The organism is Paraburkholderia sp. 31.1, assembly GCF_014397645.1.
GTDB classification, from domain to species: Bacteria; Pseudomonadota; Gammaproteobacteria; order Burkholderiales; family Burkholderiaceae; genus Paraburkholderia; species Paraburkholderia tuberum.
Genome location: NZ_VZQN01000053.1, coordinates 1 through 26191 on the forward strand (window position 1 = coordinate 1; position 26191 = coordinate 26191).

Below are 26191 nucleotides of genomic sequence, written 5' to 3' on the forward strand. Positions count from 1 at the left end.
GGACACCGGTTGGTGCCGTGACGCTTAACCCCGAACGCGACTCAGTCGTCGAGATGGCGTCGATCAGCGCAAATAAACAGCCTCTGGCTGCATGAGTGAGGCGACAACTTGCTTGACGCGCGCCGACCCGTCAGCCCCGAACCCATATGGCGCCCGAGGTTTTTGATCGAACAGGCGTAACCGTAGTACCCATTTGATTTGTCGAAAAGGGTCGCTTCGATTTCATAGGTCAACTTCTTGCCCTTGCTACGAGTATGCGAGAACGCGATCGTGCTCATCACAGCCACCCTCAAATAGAAGCAGGACAGTAAGTATGCATGAAGCATGCACAGTGAATTTTAGAAATTATGCGGAAACACTGGAGGATCTGATGATCGGATCGATGTTTCTCTCAGCCGATGAACTGATCGAACTGACCGGCCGCCGCCAGCGCGCATCGCAAGAGTCAGCGCTCCGCGCTATGGGCATCGAGCACAAGGTGCGCGCCGACGGCCGCCTGGTCGTCTCGCGGCGCCACGTCGAGCAACAACTGGGCGCCGCTAGCGACAGCAGCACCCAAAACGAAATCATGCCGGACTGGAGCGCTGCGTAATGCCGAAGGCCAGAAACAAAGAGAACAAAGGCCTTCCGGCCCGCTGGCGTCAGATTCACGGGGCATACTACTACCGCGTCCCCGAAGGTCTCGAAGCAGCATGGGACGGAAAGAAGCAGTTCAGGCTCGGCAAGACGCTCCCCGAGGCATACAAGGCATGGGCGGACCGTCTCGCGACGCTCGACGATGCAAAGACTGTGGGGCAGCTGCTCGACCGCTACGCGCTCGAGGTTGTCCCGGAAAAAGAGGTCACGACGCGGACGCACAACGCCGTCGCGATGAAACGACTGCGTGCCGTGCTCGGCGCCATGCCGCTAATAGCGATCAAGCCGCGCCACGTCTATCAGTACATCGACAAGCGCTCAGCAAAGACTGCGGCAAAGCGCGAAATCGAAGTGCTTTCGCACGCGTACACCAAGGCCGTGGAATGGGGCTATCTCGACCGGCACCCTTTCAAGCGCGAAGTGCGACTCGAAGGCCAAAAGCCACGAACGCGATATATCGAAGATTGGGAGATTGTCGAGTGCCTGTCATTGGAACCGCGCCGAAAGTCGGGCAGCGTCCTCGCCATCCAGGCGTACATGCGAATCAAGCTGCTGAGCGGGCTGCGTCGCGGCGATCTACTACGCCTCACGATGTCCGATCTGAAAGATGACGGGATCCACGTCACACCTGGCAAGACCGAGAATACGACAGGCAAGCGCCTGCTCTATGAGTGGACCGACGAACTCCGCGAGGCGGTGTCGCTCGCTAAATCCGCGCGCCCAGTGTCGATCGCGCCGTGGTTATTTTGCAACCGCAGGGGCGAATGCTACTTCAATGAAGCGACCGGGCGCGCCGGCGGATGGGACACGATGTGGCGCAACTTTATGGAGCGCGTGCTCGGCGAGACGAAGGTGAAGGACCACTTCACGGAGCATGATCTGCGTGCAAAATGCGCCAGCGACGCCGAGACACTCGAGCACGCGCAGGCCCTTCTTGCCCATGCTGACGGGAAAGTGACCGAGCGGATCTACCGTCGGAAGCCGGAGCGAGTTAGACCGCTGCGATGAATGTGGCCAAGGACTAGTATCTCGTTCGCACAAAAAACCCGCCGGAGCGGGTTTCTAGCAAACGACCAGAAGCCATTCGCGTGATACGTTAAAGCCTTTCGATATGCCCAAACGAATTTGTGACCGCATCTCGCACAGCCTCTTTGTTCGCAGCTAAGGTGTTTCGAACAATCTCCGCAAATTCCAAAAACGCCGCTGTAGGAATTTGGACTGTGGAGACGACCTCTCTTTTTTGGGTGGGGCCTTCGTCTGCACTGAACTTGGTTTGAAAAAAACTTAATTTCATCACCGGGAAACCAATCAGCGACGGCCCGAACCCGTCGGCCGCAAGATCGACGATCCCGTCCGGAAATACAGTAGTGATTTGGACGCCGTTTTCGACCTTCGTTATGCTCGTACTCATTTGCGTTGCCCTTTAATGACTATGCTGTCGACCGTCGAACCTGCCGACCAGCCGAGAACCGTATTGCCGGAAACTGCCGTCACGTAATGGCGTGAGTCCAGAGTGCTGCCATCCATGGACAATGGCATGTCGTAGAATGGCTCGCCGGTGTCGCTGTCGAATTCTTTCTCATAGGGAAGAGGCGTTAGCTCGGCGGGACCAGTGTGTGACGTTCGCTTTATCAACGTCGAGAAAGAGACGAATTCCATCCACAGCGCCACATCGAATGCGTCTGCGAGGCGATTGAGCAGCCCAATCGAGTGTTTTCCGTACTCGGCGTCTTCCAACCGCGCTATAGCACTCTGCCCTGTGCCGAGCTTTCTAGCCAGTTGCGACTGGGTAAGACCGGCCGCCTCGCGGATCAATCGCACTTGCGTCGCGATGCGATTAGATATGTTCGCCTCCGATGCAGCAGCGCGATATGCCTTCGACCTCATCTTTGCCAGACGCTTACTCGGCTTAGTCGATCTCAATCTCACAGGCCTCACCACCGGCGGTGACGAGGTCCCATCTTCGCTTTGCAAGCTCACAGAAGTTGGATGGGTCCCACTGATCTCCCTTATGGGTTGCCCAAAGGACGATAGTGAACTCGTCATCCCGAGGACCGAAGTAACCCAGTGGTCGCTGCTGAACGCCATTGGCTTTGAATCGGATTTCATAAATGTTCTTGCAATCGGCATCGTGTTTTGAGGCTAGCATTCGGGCGTGCGGATCGTGCCACATCGACGGCGGCTGATCGCGCAAATATCGCAGGCGTTCGTCGCACGCTGCCTGGCCCTTCGCCCCGAGGTACTCGTAGATACGGGAAAACGCCCCATGTCCCGTCCGAGGGTCGATCCACTCCTTGATCTTATATCGCACGTTCTTTGGAAAACTTTAGCACAAATTTGTGATACAGGAAGGCCGAAAAGCGGCACCCAGCGTTCCCGACGCAGCAATCATAAGACGTAAGTGGATAAGTTTGTTCGACCGAACACGAGGCGCTCACACTTTGCCCTTTGCGAGGGGAAGGCCCTCGACGTGGACGGAGCGGTTACCGTGGCGACTTTCGCATCGTAGACGAATGCTACTTGAAACGCCTAGGGAATGATCAAACAATGGCACAGCCCCTCTGAATGGCACAGCGGTGTGCAAACAATCAGCCGGGAAGCCTTACGGGAAGGGTGGCGGAGAGACGGGGATTCGAACCCCGGATAGGCTGTTAACCTATACACGCTTTCCAGGCGTGCGACTTAAACCGCTCATCCATCTCTCCGGCGGGGAGCCGAATTATAGCAAACTTCGCGCCCTGCGCCACACCCTGGCCAAAGCCCCGCGCAAACCGCCTACGGATGCCGGATATAGTCGACCAGCGCGATCGTATAAGCGTCCGCCTTTCGATCGAGCAAACTCACCCCGATCGCCACGAGAAAACCCGCCGGCACACCGAACACGCCCGAACTGATCGGCTCGATGCCAAACCAGCGCGCACCTGTGAATCCCGTCATCTGCGTGAAGAACGGATACGTCGACACGATGTAGTAGATGCACACGACGAGCCCCGCGACCATCCCCGCCACCGCGCCGAGCCGCGTCGTGCGTTTCCAGAACACGCCGAGCACGAGCGCCGGAAACAGACTCGACGCCGCCAGCGAAAACGCCGCCCCGACCAGAAACAGAATATTCCCCGTATTCAGCGACGCCACGTACGACGCGAACAATGCGACACCCAGCAGCAGAATCTTCGAGATCGTCACGCGCCGCTGGCTCGACGCGTTCGGATCGACCATGTGGTAGTACACGTCGTGCGATAGCGCGTTCGCGATCGTCAGCAGCAGACCATCCGCGGTCGATAGCGCCGCCGCGAGCGCCCCCGCCGCGATCAAGCCCGACATCACATACGGCAGCCCCGCGATCTCGGGCGCCGCGAGCACGACCATATCAGGCTGCATCTGGATCTCGCTCCAGCGCACGATACCGTCGCCGTTCGTATCGGCGAGGCTGATCAGGCTCGGTTCGACCTTGCGCCATTGCATCAGCCACTGCGGCAGATCGGCGAAATGATGGCCGACCAGATTCGACAGGATCTCGTACTTGATCAGCACCGCCAGCACCGGCACGGTCAGATAGAACAGCGCGACGAAAAAGAGCGTCCAGCCGACCGAGCGCCGCGCCGACGCCACCGAAGTCGTCGTGTTGTAGCGCGTCAGGATATGCGGCAGGCTCGCCGTGCCAAGCGACAGACACAGCAGCAGCGATAGAAAGTTACGCGCGTGCGTGCTCCGGTCTTCCTCACCGACAGCAGGAAACGGTTCCTGCATCGGCACCGGCGCGCTCGCCCGCATCAGCATGTCGTCGCGCTTCTGACTCCAGACGATCTGCGCGGCGGCGGCATCGCGCGGAAACTGTTCGAGCGCGCGCTCGCGCTCCTTGATCTCGCGCAACGGACCGTTATGGCGGCGCAGATCGCCGACCTCCTGCGTGAGCCGCTGCTTTTCCTCGATGAACGATTGCGGCAGCGTATCGAGCCGCAGTTGCATCAGCGCGGCGCGGCGTCGATAGTCGTCGCGCACGCGCTCCTCGAGCGGCGCGTCGCGCACCTGTTTCTCGAGCCCTTCCATGCGCTCCATCAGGCGCCCATAGCTGAATTGCGGCACCCAGCCGAGGCCGTCCTTGTGCGCGATCATCGATACCGGTATCAGCATCGCGAGGATCAGGATGATGTACTGCGCGACCTGGGTCCACGTGACGGCACGCATGCCGCCCAGAAACGAGCACACCAGAATGCCCGCGAGCCCGCAGAAAATGCCGACCGCGAAATCGACGCCGATAAAGCGCGTCGCGATCAGCCCGACGCCCTGGATCTGCGCGACCAGATAAACGAACGAGCACAGGATCGCGGCGAGCGCCGCGAGGCCGCGCACCGCGTTGCTCGAATAGCGCGTGCCGAGAAAATCGGGAATCGTGTAGCGCGCGAGCTTGCGCACATACGGCGCGAGCAGGAACGCGACGAGGCAATAGCCGCCGGTCCAGCCCATCATGTACGCGAGGCCGTCGTAGCCGGTCGCGTAGATCGAGCCGGCCAGACCGATGAACGACGCGGCCGACAACCAGTCGGCCGCGGTCGCCATGCCGTTGAACGCCGACGGCACGCGCCGCCCCGCTACGTAGTATTCGACCAGGTCGGACGTGCGCGACAGCACGCCGATCACCGCATACACCGCGATCGGCACGAACAGGAACACATAGCCGATCCACACCCCGGGACCGGTGCTGCGCTCGATGCGCCACATCACGTAAACGAACAGCAGAAAGCCGAGCGTATAGAGCGCGTACGAGCGGATCAGCCGATGCGTGAGCTTCATCGGCTCAGCGCCCGCGCGCGGCCGGCGCGGCCTTGCCGATCGCGACGTCATCGTTCGCGCCGCCGGTGGAATCCGCGGCGGGACCGCTTGCCGCATCGCGCTGCGAATCCGCTTCGAACGCGTGCTGCAACTGACGATCGGCGCGCTGCATCAGCACGATATAGACGACGATCAACGCGAGGTAGATCAGGATCGCGCCTTGTGCGCCAAAGTAGAACGGCAGCCTGAAGCCGCCTGCGTGCACCCGCGCGAGCGCGGGCGCCAGCAATGGCACGACGAAGGAGACGAAGAAGCCAAGCGTCATCAGCACCGCGATCAGCGCGAGGTTGAAACGCCAGTACTTGCGATGCGCGAGCGCCATCGCCGCCGAGACCGGTGGCGGTTCGGGCGGGGGGTTCAACGTGGCGTGGGAGGATAGGTGCGGCGCGGCCATGCGCCTATGTATCAAAAAGGCATCGGCGAGGCAATCGGGATTGTCCGCGCAACGCCGTGACGCAAGCCGTCCGCTCGAATAACGGGTCTGCGCGGCGTGCCCGCAAGCGTATCGATCGACACGCCGCCGCCGTCCGCGCGGACCCGCTTACAACGCTTTAAATCGACTCGCCGAGCTGATCGAGAATCGCCGGGTTTTCCAGCGTCGACACGTCCTGGGTGATTTCCTCGCCCTTCGCGAGCGAACGCAACAGACGACGCATGATCTTGCCCGAACGCGTCTTCGGCAGGTTCTCGCCGAAGCGGATGTCCTTCGGCTTCGCGATCGGACCGATCTCCTTGCCGACCCAGTTGCGCAGGTCGTTCGCGAGCTTCACGGCCTCTTCGCCTTGCGGACGCGCACGCTTGAGCACCACGAACGCGCACACCGCCTCGCCGGTCGTCGCATCGGGGCGGCCCACCACGGCGGCTTCCGCGACGAGCGGATTGGCCACCAGTGCCGACTCGATCTCCATGGTGCCGAGACGATGGCCCGACACGTTCAGCACGTCGTCGATGCGGCCCATGATCGTGAAGTAGCCGGTCTCCTTGTCGCGCACCGCGCCGTCGCCGGCGAGGTAGAGCCTGCCGCCGAGCTCGTCGGGGAAGTAGCTCTTCTTGTAGCGGTCCGGATCGCCCCACACGTTGCGCAGCATCGCCGGCCACGGACGCTTGACCACCAGAATGCCGCCCTGCCCGTTCGGCACGTCCTGCCCGGTTTCGTCGACGACCGCAGCCATGATGCCCGGCAGCGGCAGCGTGCACGAACCCGGCACGAGCGGCGTCGCGCCCGGCATCGGCGCGATCATGTGGCCGCCGGTCTCGGTCTGCCACCACGTATCGACAATCGGACAACGGCCGCCGCCGACGTTCTCGTAGTACCACACCCACGCTTCCGGATTGATCGGTTCGCCGACCGTGCCGATGATGCGCAACGTCGACAGGTCGTAGCTCTTCGGATGCACTTTAGCGTCGGCCTCGGAGGCCTTGATCAGCGAGCGGATCGCAGTAGGAGCCGTATAGAACAGCGTGACCCCGTGCTTCGCGATCATCTGCCAGAAGCGCCCGGCGTCCGGATAGGTCGGCACGCCCTCGAACACGACCTGGGTGCCGCCAAGCGTGAGCGGCCCGTACGTAATATAGCTATGGCCGGTGATCCAGCCGATGTCGGCGGTACACCAGAACACGTCGGAGGGGCGCCAGTCGAAGGTCCATTTCAGCGTTTGCGCGGCCCACAGCAGATAGCCGCCGGTGCTGTGCTGCACGCCCTTCGGCTTGCCGGTCGAGCCCGACGTATAGAGGATGAAGAGCGGATGCTCGGCGCCGACCCATTCGGGCGCGCACTGGTCCGACTCGGCCTGTGCGAGTTCGTGCATCCACAGGTCCCGCCCTGCGTCCCACGCGACCTTGCCGCCGGTGCGCTGGTACACGATCACGCTCCTGACCTTCTCGCAGCCGCCGAGCGCGAGCGCTTCGTCGGCGATGTTCTTCAGCGGCAAAGCCTTGCCGCCGCGCATCTGTTCGTCGGACGTGATCAGCGCGACCGCGCCGACGTCGACGAGCCGCTCGTTGAGCGACTTCGACGAGAAGCCGCCGAACACGACCGAGTGCGTCGCGCCGATCCGCGCGCACGCCTGCATCGCGACGATGCCCTCGATCGACATCGGCATATAGATGACGACCGGGTCGCCTTTCTTCACGCCGCGTTTTTTCAGCGCATTCGCGAAGCGCGATACGCGTTGCAGCAGATCCTGATAGGTGACGTTGGTGACGCTACCGTCGTCGGCTTCGAACACGATCGCGACGCGCTCGCCGTTGCCGGCCTCGACGTGACGGTCGATGCTGTTATACGACGCGTTCAGCTGGCCGTCTTCGAACCACGTGTAGAACGGCGCCTTCGATTCGTCGAGCACCTTCGTAAACGGCTTGTGCCAACTCAGCGTCTCCTTCGCGAGACGCCCCCAGAAGCCTTCGTAGTCGCGCTCCGCTTCGGCGGCGAGCGCCCGGTACGCGTCCATGCCGGAGATCGTGGCCCCCTTCGCAGTGTCAGCGGAGGGCGGAAAAACGCGGCGTTCCTGAAGAACCGATTCAATCGCAGACATCGACAACCCCTTGGTGAAGATGAAACGTAAAACCTGTACCAACGCGCGGCGCGCGCGGGCCTTATCCTGTTCGAGCCGCCACGAGCGGCGCTGTCTCCCACCTCGCGATACCGTCAAACGCGCGTGCGTGCGGCATCGCAACATCCGTGCATGCGGGCGCCCTGCGCGATCCTATTCCGCGTCAAGGCTTAACCATAAGCGCTGCAACTTACCGGCCACTTACGCGCATCGTGTTGATCTGCAAGCGAAAACCCTTAGATCGCGCCAGCCATCGATGCAGTTACGCGTTGATCAGACGAGATGCGCGCGAAAAAGATCGCCCGTTCTACAGAGCCTTCTACGCTCACTCGCAGCACATTGCATACCGGTGATGCGAACTCGACGCACCGCCAGCGCGCCCGCTTTCGCACCCTTATGCTCTCTCGCACGGCCTTTTACAATGCTAACTGAACTAGCCGTCCGGATTCCAGCTTGAATCGCTACGCCCTGCTTCTCATTACCTCGATGCTGCTGGTCGGCAGCAATGTCGGAATCGGTAAATCGATCGTCGCCTTCGTCCCCGTCCCGCTGTTTGCGCTGCTGCGTTTCGTAATCGCGATGGCCGTGCTTTGGCCGCTGCTGCGCGCGACCAAACTGCGCCGCGTCAAACGCGATGAATGGATCAACCTGTTTTTGCAGGCGCTATTCGGCACCTTCGGCTTCACGCTGCTGATGCTCAACGGCGTCGCGCGTACCAGCGCGGTCGCGGCCGGCGTGATCACGAGCACGATTCCGGCGGTCGTCGCGCTGCTGTCGTGGCTGATCCTGAAGGAGCGGCCCGATGGCCGCGCGCTCGCGTCGATCGCGCTGGCGATCGTCGGCGTCGTCGTCATCAATGTCGCGCACGTCCAGGCGGGCGCGGATGCGACGGCCGGCACCGGCTCGCTCGCGGGCAACTTCATGGTGCTCGGTGCCGTGTGCTGCGAATCGCTGTACATCATTCTGTCCCGCCGCCTCACGCAGACGCTCGCGCCGATCGATATTTGCGCGTACACGCATCTGTTCGGCCTGCTGCTGATGCTGCCGCTCGGCGCCGGCGCGCTCGCGCATTTCGACTATCGCGCGGTGCCGTCGAGCGTCTGGATGCTGGTGTTGTGGTACGGGCTGTCGGCCAGCATCTTCTCGTTCTGGCTGTGGATGAAAGGCATCCGTCACGTGCCAGGCAGTCTTGCCGGCGTGTTCAGCGCGGTGCTGCCGGTCGCCGCGGCGCTCTACGGCATCGAGTTCCTCGGCGAGCGGCCCACGCTCGCGCACGGCATCGCGCTTGCCTGCGTGGTCGCCGATATCGGCCTCGCGAGCCTGAAGGCGCGCAGCGTGCCGCCGATCGCATCGTAATTCCGGTGTGGCGGGCGCTGCCCGCCGCAAAGCAGCAGATTCGACCGACGCTGTACAATGGCGCGCCTGACGCGAGTCTCGCGCCCCTTCGGTGGCCGCGCCCCGCACCGCCGTCGGCGCCTGGCCCCCTGTTCCGTCACCCGCGCTTCATCTGACCGTTGCCTATGTCCGCTTCGCGACCCGCCTCCGCCCGTCCGCGCCGCCCCATGCGCGCGCTGCCCCACCTCGTTTTCATGAGCCGCTGGCTGCAGGTGCCGCTGTACCTCGGGCTGATGCTGATCATGGTGATCATCGGCGGCTATGAAACGTTCGTATCGCGCCTCGGCCTCGACGGTCATCCGGACGAACCGGAATGGCTCGATCACGTGAACGCCGGCGTGCTGAAAGTGAAGCTGTCGATGGCGCTGATCAGCATCTCGTCGATCCATCTGCTGAAGACCTTCATCAGCCCCGACCAGAACACCACGCACACGCACCCCAAACATTTCGAAGGGCCCGCGGCATTGCACGCCGTGGGCGGCATCAAGGTTTCCACTCCCATGAAGGCGCAAGACTGACCGCACCGTGCTGCGATCCGACAACAAGCGCCACTCCCCACTGAGCTAGCCATGACCGTCATCAAACAGGAAGACCTGATTCAGAGCATCGCTGATTCGCTGCAGTACATCAGCTACTACCATCCGCTCGACTACATCGAAGCGCTCGGCCGCGCGTACGAGCTCGAACAGAGCCCCGCAGCGAAGGACGCGATCGCGCAGATCCTGACCAACAGCCGCATGTGCGCCGAAGGCAAGCGCCCGATCTGCCAGGACACCGGCATCGTCACGGTGTTCGTGAAGGTCGGTATGGACGTGCGCTGGGACGGCGCGACGATGAGCGTCACCGACATGATCAACGAAGGCGTGCGCCGCGGTTATCTGAATCCGGACAACGTGCTGCGCGCATCGATCGTGAGCCCGCCCGAAGGCGCGCGCAAGAACACCAAGGACAACACGCCGGCCGTGATCCACTACGAGATCGTGCCGGGTAACACCGTCGACGTGCAGGTCGCGGCCAAGGGCGGCGGCTCGGAGAACAAGTCGAAGTTCGCGATGCTGAACCCGTCGGACTCGATCGTCGACTGGATCCTGAAGACCGTGCCGACGATGGGCGCGGGCTGGTGCCCGCCGGGCATGCTCGGCATCGGCATCGGCGGCACCGCTGAGAAAGCGATGGTGATGGCGAAGGAATCGCTGATGGACCCGATCGACATTCAGGACGTGATCGCGCGCGGCCCGAAGGACTGGATCGAAGAGCTGCGCGTCGAGTTGCACGAGAAGGTCAACGCACTCGGTATCGGCGCGCAGGGCCTCGGCGGTCTGTCCACTGTTCTCGACGTGAAGATCATGGCCGCGCCGACGCACGCCGCATCCAAGCCGATCGCGATCATCCCGAACTGCGCGGCGACCCGCCACGCGCACTTCACGCTCGACGGTTCGGGCGTCGCCAAGCTCGAAGCGCCGTCGCTCGACGCATGGCCGAAGGTGCACTGGGAACCGAACACGGAAACCAGCAAGCGCGTCGACCTCAACACGCTAACGCCGGAAGAAGTGGCGGGCTGGAAGCCGGGCCAGACGCTGCTGCTGTCGGGCAAGATGTTGACGGGCCGCGACGCCGCGCACAAGCGCATCGCCGACATGCTCGCGAAGGGCGAGAAGCTGCCGGTCGATTTCACGAACCGCGTGATCTACTACGTCGGCCCGGTCGATCCGGTGCGCGACGAAGCGGTCGGCCCGGCGGGCCCTACCACTGCGACGCGGATGGACAAGTTCACCGAGACGATGCTCGCGCAAACGGGCCTCATTTCGATGATCGGCAAGGCCGAGCGCGGCCCGGTCGCGATCGAGGCGATCAAGAAGCACAAGGCCGCGTATCTGATGGCCGTCGGCGGTGCGGCGTACCTCGTGTCGAAGGCGATCCGCAGCGCGAAGGTGCTCGCGTTCGAAGACCTCGGCATGGAAGCGATCTACGAGTTCGACGTGCAGGACATGCCGGTCACGGTCGCCGTCGATTCGAACGGCACCTCCGTGCACCAGACCGGCCCGAAGGAATGGCAAGCCAAGATCGGCAAGATTCCGGTCGCCACGGCTTGATGAGTCGCGATTAACGCTACTCAGGTCAGTCGAAAAGCCGGGGCCGCGATCCCGGCTTTTTCTTTCCGTGCGTCATGCACGCGCAAGGCGCCGCACGCACGAGGCCGCCAACGCCGCCAACAGTTGTATCGGATCTCTTGGCTTTTTTGGACATGGCGTTTATTGTTGTTGGAAATTCAAGGTTCCCGAAAAAGGAAATAACATGCAAGGCGACAAGAAGGTCATCGAATATCTGAACGCGCAGTTGAAGAACGAACTGACCGCGATCAATCAATATTTCCTGCATGCCCGAATGTACGGCCACTGGGGCCTCGACAAGCTCGGCAAGCACGAGTACGACGAGTCGATCGGCGAAATGAAGCATGCCGACATGCTGATCGAACGGATCTTCATGCTCGACGGTCTGCCGAATCTGCAGGACCTGCACAAGCTGCTGATCGGTGAGGAAACCAAAGAGATCCTCGAATGCGATCTGAAGCTCGAACAGATTTCGCAAGGCACCTGCAAGGAGGCGATTGCCTACTGCGAATCGGTGCGCGATTTCATCTCGCGCGAAATCTTCACGAAGATTCTCGACGACACCGAAGAGCACATCGACTGGCTCGAAACCCAGCTCGATCTGATCGACAAGGTCGGTATCCAGAACTACCAGCAAAGCGCGATGGGCTCGGTCGAGTCCTGATCGAAGCACGCTGAAGCATCCCGCGCGGTAGCGGCACGACGCCTGCCCAGCAGGCATTCGCGCCGGACCGTACCGCACGGGCGATATACTTGCGCGTTTGTTCGCGCCTCACCGTGGTTTCACCCTTTTCGCCGACCGCCACTTCACGCTCGTTTTTTTCGCCTATGCCCGCCCCTTCGCCGTCCCCGACGGTCCGCAGTGTTGCCGCTGGCGCCGTGTCGCAGGCGCCGATCGGCATTTTCGATTCGGGGCTCGGCGGCCTGTCCGTGCTGCGCGCGGTGCGCGCGCAACTGCCTGACGAGGCGTTGCTGTATGTCGCCGATTCGCTGTACGCGCCCTACGGCGAGCGCGACGACGACTTCATCACCGACCGCACGCTGGCCATCGGCGAATGGCTCGCCGCACAAGGCGCGAAGGCGCTCGTGGTCGCATGCAATACGGCGACCGCGCAGTCGATCGCGCTGGTGCGCGAAAAGCTGCCGATTCCGCTCGTCGGCGTCGAGCCGGGTGTCAAGCCCGCCGCGCTGCAATCGAAAAGCCGCGTCGCCGGCGTGCTCGCGACCCAGGCGACACTGCGCAGCGCCCGCTTCCAGGGGCTGCTCGAACGCTACGCCGCCGACTGCCGCTTTCTGTGCCAGCCCGGCCACGGGCTCGTGCAGGCGGTCGAGCGTTGCGACGTCGGCTCGGCCGAGCTGCAGGCACTGCTGCGCAGCTACCTGGAACCGATGCTCGACGCGGGCGCCGACACGCTGGTGCTTGGCTGCACCCATTACCCCTTTCTCGACGCGGCGATCCGCGACATCGTCGGCGAGCGGCTCGCGCTGATCGACACGAGCGTGGCGATCGCGCGTCAGCTCGAACGCGTGCTCGAGCAGCACGGCCTGCGCGCCGCCGCGTCGGCCGGGGGCACGCCGCTGCCGCGCTTCTATTCCACCGACGACGGCATCCATCAGCAGCAACTCGCCGCCACGCTGCTGCGGATCGAGGCCGCGGTCGAGCAGGTATCGATACCGTCTGGCCGCACGGCCGCATCGGATTCTCGCGCCGCCTAGCACCGGCAACCGGCGCGCGCCCGCCCTTCCTGCCGACGAAATCCATTCTAAGAGTCTGGTTTTGTTACAAAAAATCGCACGGGACGCTTGCCAAACGAACCAAACAAAATGATAATAATTCGCATTAACGTTAGCTATGACGCCTGCCATGATCGTCTGTGTCTGCAAATCCGTATCCGACCGCACAATCCGCTCCTCGATTGCGGACGGCATCGACTCGTTCGACGAGTTGCAGTTTGAACTCGGCGTCGCCTCGTGCTGCGGCAAATGCGAGGAATCCGTGCGTGACGTGATGCTGCAAAGCGGCGTGTGCGCGAGCCGTTGCGGCGTGGTCGAGCATCGGCAGGTGCAGAGCGTCGCCGAGGTCGTGCAAGTCGCGTTCTACGAGCGCAAGGCAGCCTGAGTTCAATTAGCAGGGCCCGGTCTAGGCCGTGTCGGTGCGTCTAAAAGCCCCTCTGCTTCACGCACGCTTTATGTAGCGCTCCGATGCGACGTTGAATGTGCCGCACGTCTGCAACACAACCGCAGTACTGTCCGCCGTACTGCGTTATCCCACTGCCGTCAGCAAGCCAGTACTCGTACCAGCCAGCTACCCCGCTCCCCCTTCGAAAGGAGTTCGAGATGGAATTGCTGATTGGTTTCGTGACTACTTTGTTCATTTCGCTGCTGATTTTCCGAACATGACGATGCCCTGTTTGACGCGCCGCCCGCACGGCGCGCTGCCACACTGACCATGCAGGCTCCGCATCCCGTTTCCGCCGGCGCCACGCTGGCGTCGTCCACCCGACCGAATTCCCGCGCGCTGACGGCCACTGCCATAGTCGCCGCGGTTCACGTCGCTCTGCTCGCCGTGATCATGACGCTGCGTCACGAGCCTGTACCGGTCGCGCTCGAATCGCACGTGATGACCGCCGAACTGCTGCCGCCCGCGCCGCTCGCCGCGCCGGTCGCGCTGCAATCGATCGCTCCGCCGCCGCCCCGGCCGACGCCGCCCGTCCATACAAGACCGAAAGCCCAGCCGAAGCCGACTCCAACGCCCAAGCCGACGCCAACTCCGTTGCCACAGGCCGCTGCGCCATCGCCGACGCCGGTCGCGGCGCCCGATCCGACGCCGCCCGCGCCCGCCGCGCCGGCGACACCGCCCACCGCGGCAGCGCCCGCGATCGGCAAGCCGACGATGGAAATCAGCGCGCCGAAAAACGTGTCGCACCTCGATTGCAATATCAGCCAGCCCGAATACCCGGCTCTATCGCGGCGCCGCGGCGAATCCGGCACTGCGTACGTGCACTTCGTCGTCGGTCTGAACGGCAAGCTCGAGAACATCGAGTTGAAGAAAAGCAGCGGCTTTAGCCGTCTCGACGACGCGGCCTTGGCCGCCATACGCGCGAGCGCCTGCAAACCGTATCTCGAGAACGGCGAGCCCGTCAGGGCCGTGTACACCCAGCCTTTCAACTTCAATCTGACCGACTGAAGCAAGCTTTCAAAAACAAGGGATTGCAATGCAAAACTACGGATTGGCACACGTGTGGGCGCAAGGGGATTTCGTGACGCGCGGTATCGCGCTCGCGCTATTGATCATGTCGGTGATGTCGTGGAGCGTGATCGTCGTCAAAGGCTGGAACGTGATGCGCCTGAAGCGCCTGACGAAGAACGCCGAGCAGGCGTTCTGGCATTCGGACGACCTCGCCGACGGCGTGAAGAAGCTCGGCGGCGGCGCCTCGACGCCGCATGACAACCCGTTCCTCGCGCTCGCTCTGTCGGGCCAGGAAGCGGCCGACCATCATCACCAGACGCAGCCGCATCTGCACGACCGCATGGACGTGTCGGACTGGATCACGCGCTGCCTGAAAGACACGATGGACGAAAGCGTCGCGCGCATGCAGAGCGGTCTCGCGATTCTTGCGTCGATCGGCAGCACCGCGCCGTTCGTCGGCCTGTTCGGCACGGTCTGGGGCATCTATCACGCGCTGCTCGCGATCGGCGCGAGCGGCCAGTCGTCGATCGACCAGGTCGCCGGCCCGGTCGGCGAAGCGCTGATCATGACCGCGTTTGGTCTGTTCGTCGCGATTCCGGCCGTGCTCGGCTACAACGCGCTGACGCGCGCCAACAAGGCGATCGTCGCGAAGCTGAGCCGCTTCGCTCACGGCCTGCATGCGTTCTTCGTGACCGGTGCCCGTCTGTCGTCGACCAGGCGCGGCGACGGCCTGCGTCTCGCAACCCGCGCCAACTGATCGACGAGGCATCCCAATGGCAATGAGCCCTTTCGCCGGAGACGATGACGACGGCCTGATGAACGAGATCAACATGACGCCGCTCGTCGACGTGATGCTGGTTCTGCTGATCGTCTTCATGGTGACGATTCCGGTGATCCGTCACGCGGTCAAGATCGATCTGCCGCACGCGAGCAGTCAGAGGGAAGACACGAAGCCCGCGCAGGTGATGGTGTCGATCGACGCGGACGGCAACGTGCTGTGGGACAGCACCAAGGTCGACGATGCGGCGCTCGCCGCGAAGATCGCCGCGGCCGCGCAGGCGAGCCCGCAGCCGGAGTTGCATCTCGATGCGGACCGCAAGGTGCCGTACGAGAAGGTCGCGCAGGTGATGTCCGCCGCGCAGGCTGGCGGACTGACGAAGATCGGTTTCGTCACACAGCCCAAAGCGAAGTAAACGGTAACGTGGCACGCTAAGCGGCAAGCGGAGCAGCGCGCTCGTCCACGGGAACACCCCTTTTAAACAGGGCCAAAAAGTAAAAGGCCTTCATCGTCGGATGAAGGCCTTTTTTTGTGCGCACTCGGCGCCTTCGGGCGGCGGGATCATTTGCCATCGGCCGAAGACTGATAGCTTTTATCACCGCATGCGAGGGCCGTGGTCGACACGGACAACGCGGTCAGCCCTATCAGGCCCGCTATGATAGCGGCCATGAGTTTTCGCATAGGACACTCCTTAGCGAAAGGGATTTCACTATATGCCTGCGTGCGCGCGCATTCAAGCAAACGACCATTGAAAGTAATCATGACAGGCCGCGCTTAAATGCTAAAAACGATTTGCGAAGCGCGCTAGCGGCCCGCGGCGCACCGTGCCCCCTTAAGTTGCCACAGAGCCTTATGAAACCGCCGCCGACACAGCGGAGGAAGCCCTCGCCACCGATCCCTGCGCCGCCGCTTTTTCGGCGCGCTCAGGACACTCGCCGATGATGTGCTTGCCCTCATCCGGATCGAGCATCTCGACCAGATAATCGACAAACGCGCGCACGGCCGGCACCATCCCCTGACGCGACACGAACACCGCGTACAACTGCGGCGTCGGAAAACTCCAGCCCGGCATCACGGGCGACAGTTGCCCCGCTCTCAACGCGGCTCCATACATCATCTCCGGCAATGCGGCGATGCCGACGCCGGCGAGCACCGCCTCGCGAATCGTCATCAGATCGGCGGTCACGAGGCGCGGCTCGTGTTCGTGAGCATGGCGCGTGCCGTCGGGCGAGATCAGGTTGTACACGTGGCGGCCGTCGCTCGTCGGCACGTCGAGTGTTTCGAAGCGGTTCAGGTCGCCCGGCGTCAGCGGCGGCGCATTCTGCTGCAGCAGGCTCGGCGCGCCGACCAGCATCTGCTCGGTGCGCCACAGCGGCCGCACGACGATGTTCGCGTTTTCCGGCGGATCCGAACGCACGCGCAGTGCGACGTCGATCGAATCCTCGAACAGATCGACCACGCGATTCGTCACGCGCATCACGACGCGCACCTCCGGAAAGCGGTGCATGAATTCCGGCAGGATCGTCGACAGAATCGTCTGCGAGATCGTAACCGGCACGCTGACGCGCACCGTGCCGCGCGGCGACGAGCGCAATTGCTGCACGACATTGACCGCCGCCTGCGCTTCGCTGAGCATCGCCTGACAGTGCTGGTAGAACAGCTGCCCCGCTTCGGTCAGTGCGAGCTTGCGAGTGGAACGCTGCAACAGGCGCACGCCGAGCGACGCTTCCAGCTCCGTGAGCCGACGCGACAGGCGCGACTTCGAGATGCCCAGCACCCGCTCGGCGGCAGAAAATCCGCCATGTTCGACGACCTGCGAAAAGTACATGAGGTCGTTCAGATTGTGTGAATCGATCTTCATCTCATCGTTCCATGAATAGAACAATCCATTGCTGAGGGACGGCTGGCACCGCCAAAAACGGTCCCTATAATAGCCCCATGTTTCAGAAATCGCGCTATTCCCCATTTTTCGAGGTGATATTGATGACTACGTCACGCACGATCGAACGTACGTTCCCGTCGGTTCGCACAGTGGAGGGCGGCGGATTCATCGTTCATCGACCGTTTCCGACGCGTCTGCTGATGGACTTCGATCCGTTCCTGCTGCTCGACGAAATGGGGCCGGTCGACTATGCGCCAGGCGAGGCCATCGGCGCGCCCGATCATCCGCATCGCGGCTTCGAGACGGTCACCTATGTGCTCGAGGGCCAGTTCGGCCACAAGGATTCGGCGGGCCATTCCGGCACGCTGCACGCCGGTGACGTGCAATGGATGACCGCGGGCGCCGGCGTCGTGCATAGCGAAATGCCGGACCCGGAATTCACGCGCACCGGCGGTCGCGTGCACGGCCTGCAGCTATGGGTGAACCTGCCGCGTCGCGACAAGATGATCGCGCCGCGCTATCAGGAAATCCAGTCGGCACGCATTCCGGTCGCGACGTCCGAAGACGGTCAGGTGCGCGTGAAGGTCATCGCGGGCGAAGCGCTCGGCGTCAAGGCCGCGATCGAAACGCGCACGCCGATCCTGTATCAGCATTTCTCGTTGCAGCCGGGCGCGACGATCCGCCAGCCGGTACCGGCCGACTATCGCGTGTTCGCGTATGGGCTGTCCGGCAAGGGCGTGTATGGCGAAGGCGACGCGCGCGCGGACATCGACGCGCGCACGATGGTGGTGTTCGCCAACGACGGCGACGCGGTGACCATCACGGCCGGCGACGAACCACTCGAAGTACTGCTGCTCGGCGGCGTGCCGCTGAAGGAGCCGGTGGTGCGCTATGGCCCGTTCGTGATGAATACCGAAGACGAGATCCGTCAGGCGGTGATCGACTATCAGGCCGGGCGGATGGGCGCGATCACGCACTGACAGACGAGCGCGTGCCGCGCGTTTGTCACGCCTGTCGGCGCGAGGCGAAGCTTGCCACCAGCCACGCGCGCGCCGCCAAATCACCCGCCTCGGGGCGCGAACGCCGCTAAATTCGTTCACAATATCGGCTCATGTCGCGCGGCCCGCGTTGATTTCGACAGTCCGCGGCGCGCGACGCTATTAGATCCCTAGCAGAGGAGCCGCGCATGGCAGAGCCCACCATCACCGCCCAAATTGGTTCGACGAATTTCCAGGTCGTGTTCGACGACGGCAAGCACACCTGGCTTGCCGACGAACCCGAATCGCTAGGCGGCGGCGACCGCGGCCCGACGCCGGTCTCGCTGCTGCTGTCGAGCCTCGGCGCTTGTACGTCGATCACGCTAAAGATGTACGCGCAGCGCAAAGGCTGGCCGCTCGCGGGTGTACGCGTCAAACTGTCGATGGAAACCGGCGACGCAGGCTCGACGATCGACCGTCAGATCATGCTCGATGGCGAACTCTCCGGCGAGCAGCGGGAACGGCTTTTGCAAATTGCCAATGCGTGCCCGGTGCACAAGATCCTCACGCACACGATCTCGATCCGCTCCGCGCTCGCGGTCGCTTAACAGTCGCAGCAAACGCGCATAGGACGGTCGGACGCCGTCCGTTCGGGTCACGGGTATTGCAATATTTTCATAGGACGCAGTCGTCTTGAATTTCGAACACCTTATTCAGATCAACGATCCGTTGAATCCCTTCGTCGAATCGATGACCCGCGAGCAGCTGTGGGAAGGGCTCGTGCTGCGCGCCGAGCAGCCGCAACTGTTCGTGATTGGTCTCGACAGCTGCACGATCCTGTCGCGCGACGGCAATGTGCTCGAGCGTGAGTTGCACTACGGCCAGGCCACCGTGCGCGATCGCGTCACGCTGCAGGAAAGCGAAAGCGTGCGCTACGACATCCTGCCGACCGCCGAGCACGTCGGCGGCTCCCTGACGATGACGATCGAGCAGCCCGATGAGCTGCAGTTGTTCCTACGCTTCGAGTACGCGACCACGCTGCCCGTCTCGACCGACCAGGACGCCGTGCAGACGCAGGAGATCGTCAAGTCCGCGTATCGCGAGAACGATATCGATACGGTGCGGCTGATCCGCCAGTACGTCGCGGCCGGGCAGGAACCGGGACCGTTGCACTGACATACCGCGCGGGCGCCCTGCCCGCGCTTTCGCGGGGCCATGTCAGAATGGCTTCCAGAATCGCCATCTAGACGCACTTTCATTCAGCTATCAAAAGTCGGATCCGATCAATTTCTCGATCTTGTAAATAGGAATGGTTATCATTTAGAATAATCACATCAAATCGACGAACAAGCTAAAACGAATGACCGATATGACTCGCTCCTCCACGCTCAGCCTGCGCCGCTCGGCGGCCGCGCTAACCAGCCGCCCGAAATCGTCGACGACGGCCGCGCCCGCGGCGAAACCCGGCGCGCAACGCACCGCCGGCCAGAGCGAAACGTCGGAACGGGTCGTGCGCAGCGACGCGCTGCTGCAAGGCCATAGTCACATCAGCATCGTGCACAACGGCGACACGTATCAACTGCGTGCAACGCGCCTCGGCAAGCTGATCCTGACGAAGTAGCAAGACACGAGGTAAGTACCGGGTATTGTGGGGACCACCTCCCAGAGAGGTGTTAGGCATTAGCCAGCCACGACGGTTTGCACGCGAGAACTAGACCCCTTCGTGCAGACACCAAGCCAGCCGTCGCAGCAAGCCAGGCCGCTTTTTTGGTTCTCGCTCGAAAGCCGATGCGCGCAACGGCGTACATCGCTGAAAATGATAAAGCCGTGGGATGTCACCATCCCACGGCTTTTCGTTTGCGCTTGCGCCTGCGTTCGCACCGGACACAGGCTGAAGACTTACTTCGAGGCCCAGCCCCAGAACATCAGCCACCACGCGCTATTGACGACCGCCAGCGCCGCGACGAACCACAGCATCGCCAGCGCGCGTTGCACGAAGCGCTCGCTGTAGCGGCGCGTGACGAGCCACGCGAGCCATGCGCTCCACGCGCTCGCAATCACGAGAATTGCGATGCGCAGATCCGACGCCCACCACAGCGACACGTGCTCGGCGCGCAGCAGCGACAGCGTCGTCGCCGACAAACCAAGGAATACGCCCGCGCCCGCGATCGGAATCAGCCCCTGCGTCAAGTGATGCAGACGCGTTGCGTCGAAGCGCCCGAGCATGCGCGTCGCGCCCGTCAGCAACAGCAGCAGCACGGTGCCGTAGACAAGCGCCGTCGACAGGATGTAGCCGATCAGCAGCGAGCCGTCGAGCCACGAGAACACGTCGTTCTGGTCGGGGTAATGCGTGAACAGGAACCACGGCGCGTTGGTGTCGAGCGGCCACGTGATGTCGCGATCGACGAGCCACGTCGCGGCGAACATCTTCAGGTCGATGAACCAGCGCGACGCGGTCCAGTGGAACGCGCCGATCGCGATGCCGAGCAGGCCGTACAGGATCAGCGCGGTGTCCCACGGGTTCGCGTTCTTGTCGCCCAACCGCACGACTTCGGTCGACGGCTTGCGCCACGTCAGCGCGATCGCATCGCGGTGTCCGCTGCAGCGGCCGCACATATGGCAGTCCGCCGCGCCCTTCATGTTGCGCAACGGCACGAGCGGCGCGCAGTTGATCGGAATCACGCGATGCCCATGCTCGCCGTTCGTGTACGAGCGGCGCCACGCGTCTTCATCGACCTTGTAGTGAAACGGCGCGAGCCGTGACAGAAGCGAAAAAACCCCGTTGACCGGGCACAGGTATTTGCACCAGACGCGCTTCTCGCGTCCGTATAGCAGACCGATCACGATTGCCGCGAAAGTCGAGCCGCCCAGCACCAGCAACACCGCTTTCGGATACTGGTAGACGCTCACCATCTGCCCGTAGATCGTCGTGATGCCGAACGCGACGAACGGCCAGCCGCCCCAGCGCATCCAATGCGGAATCGCGCGGCCGCGGCCGAATTTGCTCGCGAATTCGGCGAGCGCACCCTCCGGACACAGCACGCCGCACCAGACGCGGCCGAGCATCACCATCGACAGCAACACGAACGGCCACCAGATGCCCCAGAACACGAACTGCGCGGCGAGCGTCAGGTTGTTCCACAGATGCGCGGTGTCGTCCGGCAGCGGCATCAGCGCGGGCACGACGATCAGGAACACATACACCGCGACCACGACCCACTGGATGCCGCGAATCACCGCGCCGTGGCGCTGCATCCACTGGCCGGCCGCCGCGAGGCGGCCCGGCCGGGAAGCCATCACGGCGCTCATGCCGCGCGCCCTACCGTCTGCTGCGCGGGCTTGCGACTGGCGCGGCGCACGAGCAGATAAACGACCGCCCAATACACGGCATAGGCGAGCAGATTCATCAGCGCCGGATGCGCGCGGTAGCCGGTCAGCGTCGCGACGAGCGAACCGACGGTGCTCGAGTCATCGAGAATCGCCGACGAATTCCACAGCTGGTCGACGAGCGTCGGCAGGATTTCCTTGTCGATCAGCTTGTCGACGCCGGTCTGGAACAGCCCCGCGCCGAGGAACAGCAGCATGATTTCGGTGACGCGAAAAAAGAGCCGCCACGAGATGACCTTGCCGCCGAGCTGCAACACGTAGAAGGTCAGGAACGCAAGCGCGAGACCGATCACGACAGCGAGCATCTGACTGCCGTCGACATGACCCGACTGGCCAAAGCCGAGGCCGTACAGGAAGATCACGGTTTCGCTGCCTTCGCGCGCGATCGCCAGTGCGACCAGCAGCGCCACGCCCCACCAGTTCGAATCGCGCTGGCTCTTTTGCAGCGACTGTTCCATGTCGCGCTTCAGCGTGCGGCCGTGCTGCTTCATCCACAGCACCATCTGCACGATCAGCACGCAGGCGATGAGCACCATCGCGGTCTGGAAGTAATCCTGCGCGTCACCGGAGAGCACCTCGGTGAAGCCGACCAGCGCCGCGCCGAGCGCCACCGCCGCGATCACGCCGGCCGCCACGCCGCCCCACAGGTACGGCAAGCCGCGGCGGGCGTCGTCGTCGCCATTTTTCAACCACGCGTACAGGATGCCGACGACCAGCAGCGCCTCGACGCTCTCCCGCCACACGACGAACAGAATCTGACCCATTCAAGCTCTCCCTTCGATCCTTCTACTGCCCGCTTCCGTTGCCTCGCGCGACCGACAGCGCCCGCTTGCCGTGGCGAGTTCGCGTTCGCATTCGATCGAGACCACTGCTTACTTCGCGACGATCACGCCCTGCGCCTGCTGGTGAAAGTCGTCGAAAAACTTGTATTCGCCCGGCTCCAGCGGAGCGATCACGACGAACGAATCGGCGCCCGGCGCCAGAACCTTCTCTTTACGCAACTGCACACTTTCGAATTCGGCCGCGCCCTTGCCGGTGTTGCGTACTTCGATCTTGATACGCTGGCCTGCCGGCACTTCGATGCGGGCCGGGTTCAGTTTGCCGTCGTTCATTTCGAGCTTGAAGGTCGGCAGGTCGGCTGCATGAGCCGTGGCCGCCAGGCAAAACGTGGCGGCAAGCATCGCGATCTTTCGGTTGATTCTCATTGCCCTTTCCGGAAAACGCGACGCGCCAATGCCAGATATGACTCCGACTGTCCGCGCGCCGTCTGCTGCATTCACTGATACGTTGAGCGACCGCGTTGGCACCGCGCGCCGATCAGTAACCGCCCTTCTTGCCGATGCCAGCGAAGGTGAAGTCGTATTCGAGCGTGATTGGCTTGAACCACGGACCCACGCCGGTTTCCTTGTCGACGTGACGGCCGAACGCCATGTGGCCCATTTGCATCGGCGGTTCGACGATCAGCTTCAGGTGATACTTGCCCGGGCCTTGCAGCTTGACGTTGTCGCCGTAGTGCGGACCATCGTTCGCGACCATCGGCATCAGGTCGCCCTTCAACGGCTGGTTCGAGCCGGCCTTCGTCAGTTCGTAGTGCACCTGCAGATACGGCATCCAGTCCCCTTCGGCGAAACCGGTCGGATTGTTCTTGACCGCGTGGATGTCGGACTCGAGGTGGATGTCCGAATCCGACGCCTTGCGCATCATGCCTTCAGGTTCCATCGTGACCGGCTGCAGGTAGACCGCGCCGATTTCCATGCCGCCCTGGATCTGCTGCTTGCCAATCGGATATTCGGCGGCCGAGACCGACAGCGCCGCGACAGCAGCTACCGCTGCCGCGCCACCGCGCACAAACGAAGAAATCCGCATTGAAGCTCCTTGTTTCTATCAGACTGGAATCGATTTCATTGAAACGCTGCGGCCGCAAGTCAGATGTAAATTTAAATGCGAACCATTCTCAATATTGGGGCGAGTTTATCATCGATCGTTGACGAGAACAAACCTGTCAGCAAGCTCTGCCTTATGACAGCAGGGTCTTAAGGTCCGCTTAAGAAAACCTTCGTGCGGGGGAGGAAACGGAAACAGAATTAGTCACAGCCAAGGCGTTCCGCGTCAACGGCTGCAGCGGCAGCTTGAGCGCTGACTGATGTGAACAGGCGCGGCGAATGGCCGCGCCCTTTCGTGGTGGACAAAAGCGGTGGAGGGACGCCAGCTATTCGACGCCCGACACGTGGTCGCCGACGTTCGCGCCGAACACGCGCTGACGCAGCAGCGCTAGCTGGTCGCGGGTCTGCGCGGCCTTCTCGAATTCGAGATTCTTCGCGTGCTCCATCATCTGCTTTTCGAGGCGCTTGAGCTCCTTGGCGAGTTGCTTCTCGGACATGTCCTCGAACTTCGCGCGAGTCTGCTGCTCCTTCAACTCGGCACGCGCTTCGTCGATGTTGTACACGCCATCGATGATGTCGCGAATCCGTTTCACGACGCCGCGCGGCGTAATGCCGTGCGCGGCGTTGAACGCGATCTGCTTCGTACGGCGCCGCTCGGTTTCGTCGATCGCGCGACGCATCGAGTCCGTGATGTTGTCTCCGTACAGAATCGCCTTGCCGTTCACGTTACGCGCCGCCCGGCCGATGGTCTGGATCAGCGAACGCTCGGCGCGCAGGAAGCCTTCCTTGTCCGCGTCGAGAATCGCGACGAGCGACACCTCGGGAATATCGAGCCCCTCGCGCAGCAGGTTGATCCCGACCAGCACGTCGAACGCGCCGAGACGCAGATCGCGGATGATCTCGACGCGCTCGACCGTGTCGATGTCGCTGTGCAGATAGCGCACCTTGATGCCGTGGTCGGCCAGGAACTCGGTGAGCTGCTCGGCCATCCGCTTGGTCAGCGTCGTGACCAGCACGCGGTCGCCGGCCTTGATGCGCTCGTTGATCTCGCCAAGCACGTCGTCGACCTGGCTGCGCGCCGGCCGCACCTCGATTTCAGGGTCGACGAGGCCGGTCGGACGCACAAGCTGTTCGGCGACCTGCCCCGCGGTCCTCTTCTCGTAATCGGCGGGCGTCGCCGACACGAACACCACCTGGCGCATCTTGCGCTCGAACTCGTTGAACTTGAGCGGCCGGTTGTCGAGCGCCGACGGCAGCCGGAAGCCGTAGTCGACGAGGTTTTCCTTGCGCGCGCGGTCGCCGTTGTACATGCCGTTCAGCTGGCCAATCAGCACGTGCGATTCGTCGAGCATCATGATCGCGTCGGGCGGCAGGTAATCGACGAGCGTCGGCGGCGGCTCGCCCGGCGCCGCGCCCGAGAAGTGCCGCGAATAGTTCTCGATGCCCTTGCAGAAACCGAGCTCCTGCAGCATTTCGAGGTCAAAGCGGGTGCGCTGCTCGAGGCGCTGCGCCTCGACGAGCTTGCCTTGGCTATAGAAGAATTCGAGGCGCTCGCGCAGCTCGGCCTTGATCGTTTCGACGGCGCGCAGCACGGTATCGCGCGGCGTCACGTAGTGCGACGACGGATACACGGTAAAGCGCGGAATTTTCTGTCGCACGCGGCCGGTGAGCGGATCGAATAGCTGCAGTGTTTCGATTTCGTCGTCGAACAGCTCGACGCGCACCGCCATCTCGGCGTGCTCGGCCGGGAAGATATCGATCGTGTCGCCGCGCACGCGGAACGAGCCGCGCTGGAAATCGGCTTCGTTGCGGCTGTACTGCATCGCGATCAGCCGCGCGATGACGTCGCGCTGGCCGAGCCGATCGCCGGTGCGCAGCGTCAGGATCATCCTGTGGTATTCGGACGGATTGCCGATACCGTAAATCGCCGACACCGTCGCGACGATCACCACGTCGCGCCGCTCCATCAGGCTCTTGGTCGCCGACAGCCGCATCTGCTCGATATGCTCGTTGATCGACGAGTCTTTCTCGATGAACAGATCGCGCTGCGGCACATACGCTTCCGGCTGGTAGTAGTCGTAGTACGAAACGAAGTACTCGACCGCGTTGCGCGGAAAGAACTCACGGAACTCCGAATACAGCTGCGCGGCGAGCGTCTTGTTCGGCGCGAACACGATCGCCGGGCGGCCGAGCCGCGCGATCGTGTTGGCCATCGTGAAAGTCTTGCCGGAGCCGGTCACGCCGAGCAGCGTCTGGAACGCGAGACCGTCGCCGACGCCTTCGACGAGCGTGTCGATCGCCGTGGGCTGGTCGCCGGCGGGCGGATACGGCTGGTAGAGCTTGAACGGTGAACCTTCGAACGCGATGAATTTTGATTCGTCGAGCGTATCGTCGGCTTCAGTCAGATGGTGTTCGGACATGAGGGGCGGCACCGGGCCTTGGGCAAAGAATCATTCTAACGGGTTGCGGAAAGCGAAGATCGAGCGAGCTTACGTAGGGCGGCCCTGGGCGCCGGTGTGTTATGGCCCTTTGCGGACTTGCGCGCCCTGACGGGGTTTACCGCGAAC

Annotated in this window: 27 protein-coding genes and 1 tRNA gene; 16 read left to right on the plus strand and 12 right to left on the minus strand. The window is 62.8% G+C overall.

Features of this window, described 5'->3' with window-relative positions:
* The first annotated feature begins 370 nt into the window (after positions 1 to 370).
* Both F6X37_RS30630 and F6X37_RS30635 read left to right on the plus strand, forming a co-directional pair.
* The gene (locus tag F6X37_RS30630; protein WP_187613902.1) at positions 371 to 592 is read left to right on the plus strand and encodes a DUF4224 domain-containing protein; all 222 of its coding nucleotides are present in this window, start codon (positions 371 to 373) and stop codon (positions 590 to 592) included.
* Positions 592 to 1644, plus strand: coding sequence for a tyrosine-type recombinase/integrase (locus tag F6X37_RS30635; protein WP_187613903.1), 1053 nt, complete (start codon positions 592 to 594; stop codon positions 1642 to 1644). The genes F6X37_RS30630 and F6X37_RS30635 overlap by 1 nt, the downstream gene beginning before the upstream one ends.
* Positions 1645 to 1732: 88 nt before the next feature.
* Here the strand turns inward: F6X37_RS30635 and F6X37_RS30640 are convergent, their stop codons facing one another.
* Entirely contained in the window at positions 1733 to 2047 is a 315-nt protein-coding gene (locus F6X37_RS30640; RefSeq protein WP_187613904.1) for a hypothetical protein, read from the minus strand.
* A complete protein-coding gene (locus tag F6X37_RS30645) occupies positions 2044 to 2523 on the minus strand; it encodes a multiprotein-bridging factor 1 family protein (protein WP_262420090.1) in 480 nt (159 codons plus the stop codon). Before F6X37_RS30645 ends, F6X37_RS30640 begins: the two co-directional genes overlap by 4 nt.
* On the opposite strand from F6X37_RS30645, the gene F6X37_RS30650 reads away from it, so the two are divergent.
* On the plus strand, positions 2480 to 2776 hold the full coding sequence (locus F6X37_RS30650; RefSeq protein ID WP_187613906.1) for a hypothetical protein: 297 nt from the start codon (positions 2480 to 2482) through the stop codon (positions 2774 to 2776). The two genes, F6X37_RS30645 and F6X37_RS30650, sit on opposite strands and share 44 nt — an antisense overlap.
* Positions 2777 to 3250: 474 nt before the next feature.
* On the opposite strand, the gene F6X37_RS30655 is transcribed toward F6X37_RS30650, so the two are convergent.
* From F6X37_RS30655 to acs, 4 genes are all read right to left on the minus strand, one after another.
* A tRNA-Ser gene (locus tag F6X37_RS30655) sits at positions 3251 to 3341 on the minus strand.
* A gap of 70 nt (positions 3342 to 3411) precedes the next feature.
* Positions 3412 to 5430 carry a sodium:solute symporter family protein gene (locus F6X37_RS30660; protein WP_187613907.1) on the minus strand — a complete coding sequence of 673 codons (2019 nt, stop codon included), beginning with the start codon at positions 5428 to 5430 and terminating at the stop codon, positions 3412 to 3414.
* A 4-nt stretch (positions 5431 to 5434) separates the two neighbouring features.
* Positions 5435 to 5863 (minus strand): DUF4212 domain-containing protein, encoded by a 429-nt coding sequence (locus tag F6X37_RS30665; RefSeq protein ID WP_187613908.1) that lies wholly within the window; start codon positions 5861 to 5863, stop codon positions 5435 to 5437.
* A gap of 157 nt (positions 5864 to 6020) precedes the next feature.
* Positions 6021 to 8003: an acetate--CoA ligase gene (acs, locus tag F6X37_RS30670; RefSeq protein ID WP_187613909.1), complete on the minus strand. Its 1983-nt coding sequence runs from the start codon at positions 8001 to 8003 to the stop codon at positions 6021 to 6023.
* 471 nt (positions 8004 to 8474) lie between these two features.
* Between acs and F6X37_RS30675 the strand changes: the two genes are divergently transcribed.
* The 9 genes from F6X37_RS30675 (at position 8475) to F6X37_RS30715 (ending at position 15910) form a co-directional block, all read left to right on the plus strand.
* Entirely contained in the window at positions 8475 to 9377 is a 903-nt protein-coding gene (locus F6X37_RS30675; protein WP_187613910.1) for a DMT family transporter, read from the plus strand.
* A 206-nt stretch (positions 9378 to 9583) separates the two neighbouring features.
* Positions 9584 to 9934, plus strand: a complete 351-nt coding sequence (locus F6X37_RS30680) for a YqhA family protein (protein ID WP_187613911.1) — start codon at positions 9584 to 9586, stop codon at positions 9932 to 9934.
* A gap of 51 nt (positions 9935 to 9985) precedes the next feature.
* Positions 9986 to 11509 carry a fumarate hydratase gene (locus F6X37_RS30685; protein WP_013089003.1) on the plus strand — a complete coding sequence of 508 codons (1524 nt, stop codon included), beginning with the start codon at positions 9986 to 9988 and terminating at the stop codon, positions 11507 to 11509.
* A 202-nt stretch (positions 11510 to 11711) separates the two neighbouring features.
* Complete coding sequence (gene bfr / locus F6X37_RS30690) at positions 11712 to 12191, plus strand: bacterioferritin (protein WP_018418627.1); 480 nt, start codon at positions 11712 to 11714, stop codon at positions 12189 to 12191.
* 164 nt (positions 12192 to 12355) lie between these two features.
* On the plus strand, positions 12356 to 13243 hold the full coding sequence (gene murI / locus F6X37_RS30695; RefSeq protein ID WP_187613912.1) for a glutamate racemase: 888 nt from the start codon (positions 12356 to 12358) through the stop codon (positions 13241 to 13243).
* A 148-nt stretch (positions 13244 to 13391) separates the two neighbouring features.
* A complete protein-coding gene (locus F6X37_RS30700; protein ID WP_090803857.1) occupies positions 13392 to 13646 on the plus strand; it encodes a bacterioferritin-associated ferredoxin in 255 nt (84 codons plus the stop codon).
* A 330-nt stretch (positions 13647 to 13976) separates the two neighbouring features.
* The gene (locus F6X37_RS30705) at positions 13977 to 14714 is read left to right on the plus strand and encodes an energy transducer TonB (RefSeq protein WP_187613913.1); all 738 of its coding nucleotides are present in this window, start codon (positions 13977 to 13979) and stop codon (positions 14712 to 14714) included.
* A gap of 28 nt (positions 14715 to 14742) precedes the next feature.
* Positions 14743 to 15474, plus strand: coding sequence for a MotA/TolQ/ExbB proton channel family protein (locus tag F6X37_RS30710; protein ID WP_018418631.1), 732 nt, complete (start codon positions 14743 to 14745; stop codon positions 15472 to 15474).
* A gap of 16 nt (positions 15475 to 15490) precedes the next feature.
* Entirely contained in the window at positions 15491 to 15910 is a 420-nt protein-coding gene (locus F6X37_RS30715) for an ExbD/TolR family protein (protein ID WP_187613914.1), read from the plus strand.
* Between the two features lie 435 nt (positions 15911 to 16345).
* On the opposite strand, the gene F6X37_RS30720 is transcribed toward F6X37_RS30715, so the two are convergent.
* Positions 16346 to 17356 (minus strand): LysR family transcriptional regulator, encoded by a 1011-nt coding sequence (locus F6X37_RS30720; RefSeq protein ID WP_187613915.1) that lies wholly within the window; start codon positions 17354 to 17356, stop codon positions 16346 to 16348.
* A 122-nt stretch (positions 17357 to 17478) separates the two neighbouring features.
* Here F6X37_RS30720 and F6X37_RS30725 point away from each other — a divergent pair, with 122 nt between their 5' ends.
* The 4 genes from F6X37_RS30725 to hemP all read left to right on the plus strand — a co-directional run bounded on the left by F6X37_RS30725 (position 17479) and on the right by hemP (position 19975).
* Positions 17479 to 18357 (plus strand): pirin family protein, encoded by an 879-nt coding sequence (locus F6X37_RS30725; RefSeq protein ID WP_187613916.1) that lies wholly within the window; start codon positions 17479 to 17481, stop codon positions 18355 to 18357.
* Positions 18358 to 18563: 206 nt separating this feature from the next.
* Positions 18564 to 18962, plus strand: a complete 399-nt coding sequence (locus F6X37_RS30730; RefSeq protein WP_187613917.1) for an OsmC family protein — start codon at positions 18564 to 18566, stop codon at positions 18960 to 18962.
* An 85-nt stretch (positions 18963 to 19047) separates the two neighbouring features.
* Positions 19048 to 19530 carry an SRPBCC family protein gene (locus F6X37_RS30735; protein WP_090803848.1) on the plus strand — a complete coding sequence of 161 codons (483 nt, stop codon included), beginning with the start codon at positions 19048 to 19050 and terminating at the stop codon, positions 19528 to 19530.
* Positions 19531 to 19714: 184 nt separating this feature from the next.
* On the plus strand, positions 19715 to 19975 hold the full coding sequence (hemP, locus tag F6X37_RS30740; protein ID WP_090803846.1) for a hemin uptake protein HemP: 261 nt from the start codon (positions 19715 to 19717) through the stop codon (positions 19973 to 19975).
* A gap of 278 nt (positions 19976 to 20253) precedes the next feature.
* On the opposite strand, the gene F6X37_RS30745 is transcribed toward hemP, so the two are convergent.
* The 5 genes from F6X37_RS30745 to uvrB form a co-directional block, all read right to left on the minus strand.
* Positions 20254 to 21663, minus strand: a complete 1410-nt coding sequence (locus tag F6X37_RS30745) for a 4Fe-4S binding protein (RefSeq protein ID WP_187613918.1) — start codon at positions 21661 to 21663, stop codon at positions 20254 to 20256.
* On the minus strand, positions 21660 to 22505 hold the full coding sequence (locus tag F6X37_RS30750) for an FTR1 family protein (RefSeq protein WP_187613919.1): 846 nt from the start codon (positions 22503 to 22505) through the stop codon (positions 21660 to 21662). Before F6X37_RS30750 ends, F6X37_RS30745 begins: the two co-directional genes overlap by 4 nt.
* Positions 22506 to 22613: 108 nt before the next feature.
* Positions 22614 to 22946 (minus strand): cupredoxin domain-containing protein, encoded by a 333-nt coding sequence (locus F6X37_RS30755; protein WP_018418640.1) that lies wholly within the window; start codon positions 22944 to 22946, stop codon positions 22614 to 22616.
* Positions 22947 to 23058: 112 nt separating this feature from the next.
* Entirely contained in the window at positions 23059 to 23607 is a 549-nt protein-coding gene (locus tag F6X37_RS30760; RefSeq protein WP_090803840.1) for an iron transporter, read from the minus strand.
* A gap of 343 nt (positions 23608 to 23950) precedes the next feature.
* The gene (gene uvrB, locus F6X37_RS30765; RefSeq protein WP_187613920.1) at positions 23951 to 26044 is read right to left on the minus strand and encodes an excinuclease ABC subunit UvrB; all 2094 of its coding nucleotides are present in this window, start codon (positions 26042 to 26044) and stop codon (positions 23951 to 23953) included.
* Positions 26045 to 26191 lie beyond the last annotated feature (147 nt).